Raw genomic sequence first — 6,045 nt, forward strand, 5'->3', positions numbered from 1 at the left:
TACGCTCGGCGCGGAACCCGAGCATTCGACCCGAGGCCGACATGGGCTGTCCAACAATCGACACGCGGAAAAGCACAACGAGTGGTTGTGTAAGGAGGTGGCGGTGGAAGGTCCCGAGCTCGACCTCGGCGCGGTGCGCGCGTTCGTGGCGATCGCCGAGGAACGCTTCTTCAGCGAGGCCGCCGCACAGCTCGGCCTCAGCCAGCAGGCCGTCTCCAAGCGGATCGCGAAGCTGGAGTCAGACCTCGGGCTGACGTTGTTCTACCGCACGCGCGGCGGCGCCGACCTCACCCAGGACGGCGCCGCCTTCCTGACCCACGCCCGCGCCCTCGTGGGCCTGGCCGACCAGGCCGTCGAACTGGCCAGGCGGCGGCACCGGGCGCTGCGCGTGGACGTGCTGGACACCCGGGTGGCCTCCATCGAACTGGTCCGCTCCTTCCACCGCGCCCGCGGCGAAGCCGACATCGACGTCGTCACCTCCAACGGCCTCAGAAGCGCCCGCGAGAGCCTCGGCAAGGGCCACGTGGACGCCGTCTTCGCCCGCGCCGACGGCGTGCTGCCCGACACGCTGGAAGCCGTCCCCGCCTACCTGGAACCGCTCCATCTCCTGGTCGGCAGGACGCATCCGCTGGCCGGGCACAGGCAGATCGAGACCGCTGACCTGGCCGGGATGACCGTCTGGATGCCGGGCAACGAGGAGGGCAGCGAGTGGGCCGGCTTCTATGCCGAGATGGCCGCCGCCTTCGGGTTCCGGGTGGACACCTCGGGCCCGGACTTCGGCTGGGAGCACTTCGTGGAGACGGTGGCGGAGGGGGAACGGGTCAGCTTCGCGGGCGAGCGGACCCGCATCCCCCGGCACCCGGACACGACGCAGATCCCGCTGGTCAACCCGTCACCGGCCTATCCGTGCTCGCTGATCGTGCACCGGCAGAACCGGCGGCCGATCCTGCGGGCTTTTGTGGGGCATGTGCGAGAGAGCTTCCGCGCCTTCACCCCGGACCGGCACTGGCTGCCCGCCCGAGACCGCGAGGCTTTCCGCGGGCCGGGCGGGCTGGGGTGACCTCCCTCGGGCGGGCTGAGGGGTTTCCCCGCCGGGTGGCCAAGGGTGGCCGTTGCGGTGGGGACCACGTCCGACGTGAGAAGCGACCCCCACGATCGGCGCCCGCCCGCGTCGGCGGGTGGGGGTGGGGGCGGCTTCGCCGTAACGTATGGGCGGTCTTCAAGAGGGTTTGGTCATGGAGAGCACGTCGAGGAGGGCATCGAGCTGGGGCTCGGTGAGGGCGCCATTGGCCACGTGGCCGCGTTCGATGACGACCTGGCGGATCGTCTTGCGTTCGGCCAGTGCCTGCTTGGCGACCTTGGCCGCCTCCTCGTAACCGATGTAGCGGTTGAGTGGCGTCACGATCGACGGCGACGACTCGGCGTACTCGCGCAGGCGCTCCACGTTCGCCGTGATGCCGGAGACGGTGCGGTCGGCGAGCAGGCGTGAGATGGCGGCCAGCAGGCGGATCGACTCCAGGATGTTGCGCGCCATCACCGGGAGCTGGACGTTCAGCTCGAACGTGCCCGAGGCGCCGGCGAAGGTGATGGCCGCGTCGTTGCCGATGACCTGGGCGGCGACCATGGCCGTGGCCTCGGGGATGACGGGGTTCACCTTGCCCGGCATGATCGACGAGCCGGGCTGCAGGTCGGGCAGGTTGATCTCGCCGAGACCGGCGCGGGGGCCCGAGCCCATCCAGCGGAGGTCGTTGGCGATCTTGTTCAGGGAGACGGCCACGACCTTGAGCTGCCCGGACAGCTCGACGATCGAGTCCTGCGCGCTCTGCGCCTCGAAGTGGTCGTCCGCCTCGCGGAACGCGATCCCGGTGGCCTCGCGCAGCTTCGCGATCGCCTGCTCGGCGAAGCCCGGCGGGGTGTTGATGCCGGTGCCGACCGCGGTGCCGCCCAGGGGGAGTTCGAGCACGTGGGGCAGCGCCGAGCGGACCCGGGCCAGGCCGTGCTCGATCTGCGCGGCGTAGCCGCCGAACTCCTGGCCCAGGGTGACCGGCGTCGCGTCCATGAGGTGCGTACGGCCCGACTTCACGTGATCGGCGAACTCCGCCGCCTTCGCCCGCAACGCCGCCGCCAGGTGCTCAAGGGAGGGCAGCAAGTGGAAGGTGACCTCGGTCGCGGCGGCCACGTGGATCGAGGTCGGGAAGACGTCGTTGGACGACTGCGAGGCGTTGACGTGGTCGTTCGGGTGCACAGGACGGCCCAGCCGCTCCTCCGCCAGGCTGGCGATCACCTCGTTGGCGTTCATGTTGGACGAGGTGCCGGAGCCGGTCTGGAAGACGTCGATGGGGAAGTGCGCGTCGTACTCGTTGTCGGCCACGTCGGCCGCCGCCTGCGCGATGGCCTCGGCCAGATCCTTGCCGATCACGCCGAGTTCGCCGTTGACCTCCGCGGCCACGGCCTTGATCAGGCCGAGCGCGGCGATGTGGGCCGGCTCAAGCGGGCGGCCGGAGACCGGGAAGTTCTCCACGGCGCGCTGGGTCTGCGCCCGCCAGCGCGCCCCCGCCGGCACCCGGACCTCGCCCATGGAGTCATGCTCAATCCGAAACTCGCTCATGGCTCCCAGTCTGTCTCATGGGGGTCTGCCTCATGAGGGCGGTCAGCTGACGAGCGCCACGATGAGGATCGCGATGATGACCGCGGTCGCCGCGGCCACGGCCATGAGGATGAGCATGCCGCGCTTGTTGCCGGTCTGCGGCGGCTCCTGGTTGGTGCCGGCGATGGCGAACAGGTCGGTGCCCAGCCCCTTCTCCTCGAAGACCGGCGGCGGCTGAGGTGGCTGCTGCTGGGGGCGCATGTGCGGGGGCGGCGGGTAGACCTGCTGGCCTGGCGGGTAGACGCGCATGGTGTTGACGTCCCCCTCGTCGACCGGCGGCCGGCGTACGGGCGGAGCCGGGGGCTGGGGGCGGGACGTGGGGTGGGGCGCGGTGTTGGCCGAGGCCGGGTAGGCGGGGGCCTGGGGGTTGCGTACGGGCGGGGCCGGGGGACGGGCGGCTGTGGGCATCTGGGGTGGTTTGGGGACCCGTACGGCGATCGTGCGGTCCGGGTCGTAGCCCTCGGCGGGCCTCGGGGGCCGCGGCGGCGCCTTCGGCGGTTCGTCCTTGATGATCGGGATCTCGCTGGTGGGCGTGTCGGCGACCATCCTGAGCATGGTCTCGGCCTGCGCCGCGCTCAGCCGCTGCTTGTAGTCCTTGTTCAGCAGCCCGGTCAGCGCCGGGCGCAACGGCCCGGCCTGCGTGGGCAGGTCCGCGTTCTCGCTGAGCAGCGCCGCCAGCGTCTCGGCGATCGACGAGCGCTCGTACGCCGGCCGTCCCTCGACCGCGAAGTACAGGGTCGCGCCGAGCGACCAGATGTCCGATTCCGGCCCGGTGTATTCGCCTCTGGCGCGTTCCGGAGCCGTGTAGCCGGGCGAGCCGATCACCATGCCGGTCTTGGTGAGCTTGCTGTCGCCCTCCTGCTTGGCGATGCCGAAGTCGGTCAGCACCACCCGCCCGCTCGCGGTGACGAGAACGTTCCCGGGCTTGACGTCACGGTGGGTGATGCCCTGGGCGTGCGCGGCGCGCAGCGCGCCCAGCAGGTCGACGCCGATCTCGGCCACGAGCCGCGGCGGCAGCGGGCCCTCCTCGTCGATGACCTGCTCCAGCGAGCGGGCCTCGACCAGCTCCATGATGATCCACGGGCTGTTGTCCTCGATGATGACGTCGTGGATCGAGGCGACCGAGGGGTGGTTGATCCTGGAGGCGGTACGGCCTTCCCTGACCATGCGCTCGCGCAGCTCGGCACGCTGCTCCTCGCTGAGCCCGGGATCCTGGCGAATCTCCTTGACCGCCACGTCCCGGCCGAGGGCGCGATCACGGGCGCGCCACACGGTGCCCATGGTGCCCCGGCCAAGCGGGGCTATCAGCTCGTAGCGCTCCGCGAGCAGGCGTGTGTGCTGTTCCGGCATGGGTAGAAGATATCGATTCTCGCTTAGGAAGTGCTTTACCCTCGCTTGCGAAGTTCTCGTGGCCAGAAGCGACGAGGAAGGCACAACTTTATCACCGCAGCTTTAAATCGGGCATAAGCCGACAGAGTGGGACGTGGTTCCACGCGCTTGCGGTGCACGCCCTCGCCCTGTCGACGTTCCATCCTGGGCCCCGGTACGGCCAGCGCCGCCGCCGTGGCCTCCGCCCGATGCAGCCCGCGATGCGCGGGCCTGCGCGCGAAAGACGGGGTGGTGATCACCGGCGTCGGCCGCGCGCCCCTTTTCACCGGCAGCGGTTCCTCGGCCGAACCGCCCGCCGCCACGCGGGCCAGCATCAGCGAGGCGCGCACCGAGTCGAGCCGGGTCTCCGGGTCGATGCGCAGCAGGGCGTCGAGCACGGGCGCCAGCGGGCCCGCCTTGGCCATCGGGATCGGCTCACCGCTGGTCAGGGCGGCCAGGGCGGCGGCAGCCGTACGCCGGCCATGGAGACCTCTGCCCTCGGCGGCGGTGTAGAGGGTCGCGCCGAGCGACCACAGGTCGGCGGCGGGGCTGGCCTTGGCGCCGAGCACCCGCTCGGGCGCGATGTAACCCGCGGACCCCAGCACGATGCCCGCCTGGGTGATCGAGACGTCACCTTCCAGCGCGGCCAGGCCGAAGTCGGTGAGCACCGCGCGGTCCTCGGTCACGAGCACGTTGCTGGGCTTCACGTCGCGGTGCAGGATGCCCTTGGCGTGGACGGCGCGCAGCGCGCCCAGGATCTGGCGGCCGATCTCGGCGGCCTTGCGCGGGTGGAGCGGTCCGTCCTCAAGGATGAGCTGCTCCAGGGACTTGGCCTGGAGCAGCTCCATCACGATCCACGGCCGATCGTCCTCGGTGACCACGTCGAAGACGGTGATGACCGAGGGGTGGGCGACCATCGCGGTGGCCCGGCCCTCGCGCTCGGTGCGGGCGCACAACTCCGCGCGCAACTCTTCATCGAGTACGGCGGGCAGCCGCACTTCCTTGACCGCCACGTGCCGGTCAAGCAACTCGTCATGCGCTCGCCAAACGGTGCCCATGCCACCGCGGCCGACCGGCTCCAACAACCGGTAGCGCGCGGCGAGGAGGTAACCGGCGGGCGCACGCATGGCAGGCAGCTTACCTATTTGTGTAAACCGACCAGTAGAGGCCGGGCCGATAAAAAGTTGCGAACTTTGGTCAACTCGCTTGACTTGTGACGTCAGCGAACCTACGCGTTACGTCGTCCCAGTTGATCAGGCTCCACAGCTTCTCCACGTAGTCCGGGCGGACGTTGCGGTACTGCAGGTAGTACGCGTGCTCCCAGGCGTCGAAGACCAGGAGCGGCGTGCTGTTCATGCCGACGTTGCCATGGTGGTCGTAGACCTGCTCGACGATCAGGCGCTTGCCGAGCGGTTCCCAGGCCAGGATTCCCCAACCGGAACCCTGCACCCCGGCGGTGGCCGTCGTCAACTGCTTCTGGAAGGCCTCGAACGTGCCGAAGTGCTCGTCGATGGCCGCCCGCAGCGCGCCGTCGGGGCGGTCGCCGCCGTCGGGGGAGAGGTTCTCCCAGAAGATCGAGTGCAGCACGTGGCCGGAGAGGTTGAACGCGAACGTCTTCTCCAGTCCGACCAGCCCGCCGAACTCGCCCTTGTCGCGGGCCTCGGCGAGGCGCTCCAGGGTGTCGTTGGCGCCCTTGACGTACGCCGCGTGGTGCTTGGCGTGGTGCAGTTCCAGGATCTCGCCGGTGATGGCGGGCTCCAGCGCCGCGTAGTCGTAAGGCATGTCAGGAAGGGTGTACTCCCCCATGTGTCCTCCTAGTCGATCACTGGCATCCGACACTATTGCAACTATCACGCAACTGCATCAGACCTGCGACCTAGGTCCAGCTCTTCTTGCGAACTATTCGCAACTAAGACATCATGGCAAGAGTCAGTTAGGTCCTGGTCGTGCGGGCGAGCGGTCTAAGTTAGCCCGCCCCCCCCTTTCATGCCCCGGCCCGGTCGTGCCCAAAAACCACTGGAGGGGGACCC

At 69.7% G+C, this 6,045-nt stretch carries 5 protein-coding genes; 1 reads left to right on the forward strand and 4 read right to left on the reverse strand.

Annotation, left to right across the window (positions count from 1 at the left end):
• Positions 1-103 precede the first annotated feature (103 nt).
• Complete coding sequence (locus ACFWYW_RS45495) at positions 104-1,060, forward strand: LysR family transcriptional regulator (RefSeq protein ID WP_379610706.1); 957 nt, start codon at positions 104-106, stop codon at positions 1,058-1,060.
• A gap of 159 nt (positions 1,061-1,219) precedes the next feature.
• Here the strand turns inward: ACFWYW_RS45495 and ACFWYW_RS45500 are convergent, their stop codons facing one another.
• The 4 genes from ACFWYW_RS45500 to ACFWYW_RS45515 form a co-directional block, all read right to left on the reverse strand.
• Positions 1,220-2,608 (reverse strand): class II fumarate hydratase, encoded by a 1,389-nt coding sequence (locus ACFWYW_RS45500; protein WP_379610705.1) that lies wholly within the window; start codon positions 2,606-2,608, stop codon positions 1,220-1,222.
• 42 nt (positions 2,609-2,650) lie between these two features.
• On the reverse strand, positions 2,651-4,081 hold the full coding sequence (locus tag ACFWYW_RS45505; protein WP_379610704.1) for a serine/threonine-protein kinase: 1,431 nt from the start codon (positions 4,079-4,081) through the stop codon (positions 2,651-2,653).
• On the reverse strand, positions 4,033-5,142 hold the full coding sequence (locus ACFWYW_RS45510; protein WP_379610702.1) for a serine/threonine-protein kinase: 1,110 nt from the start codon (positions 5,140-5,142) through the stop codon (positions 4,033-4,035). Before ACFWYW_RS45510 ends, ACFWYW_RS45505 begins: the two co-directional genes overlap by 49 nt.
• Before the next feature lie 70 nt (positions 5,143-5,212).
• Positions 5,213-5,821, reverse strand: coding sequence for a superoxide dismutase (locus ACFWYW_RS45515; RefSeq protein WP_379610701.1), 609 nt, complete (start codon positions 5,819-5,821; stop codon positions 5,213-5,215).
• Positions 5,822-6,045: the final 224 nt, after the last annotated feature.

Source organism: Nonomuraea sp. NPDC059023 (assembly GCF_042740095.1).
Classification (GTDB): Bacteria; Actinomycetota; Actinomycetes; order Streptosporangiales; family Streptosporangiaceae; genus Nonomuraea.

Excerpts from the sequence above, each read along its gene's own strand:
- ACFWYW_RS45510 (WP_379610702.1), bottom strand. The coding sequence starts at position 5,142 with ATGCGTGCGCCCGCCGGTTACCTCCTCGCCGCGCGCTACCGGTTGTTG.
- ACFWYW_RS45500 (WP_379610705.1), bottom strand. The coding sequence starts at position 2,608 with ATGAGCGAGTTTCGGATTGAGCATGACTCCATGGGCGAGGTCCGGGTG.
- ACFWYW_RS45515 (WP_379610701.1), bottom strand. The coding sequence starts at position 5,821 with ATGGGGGAGTACACCCTTCCTGACATGCCTTACGACTACGCGGCGCTG.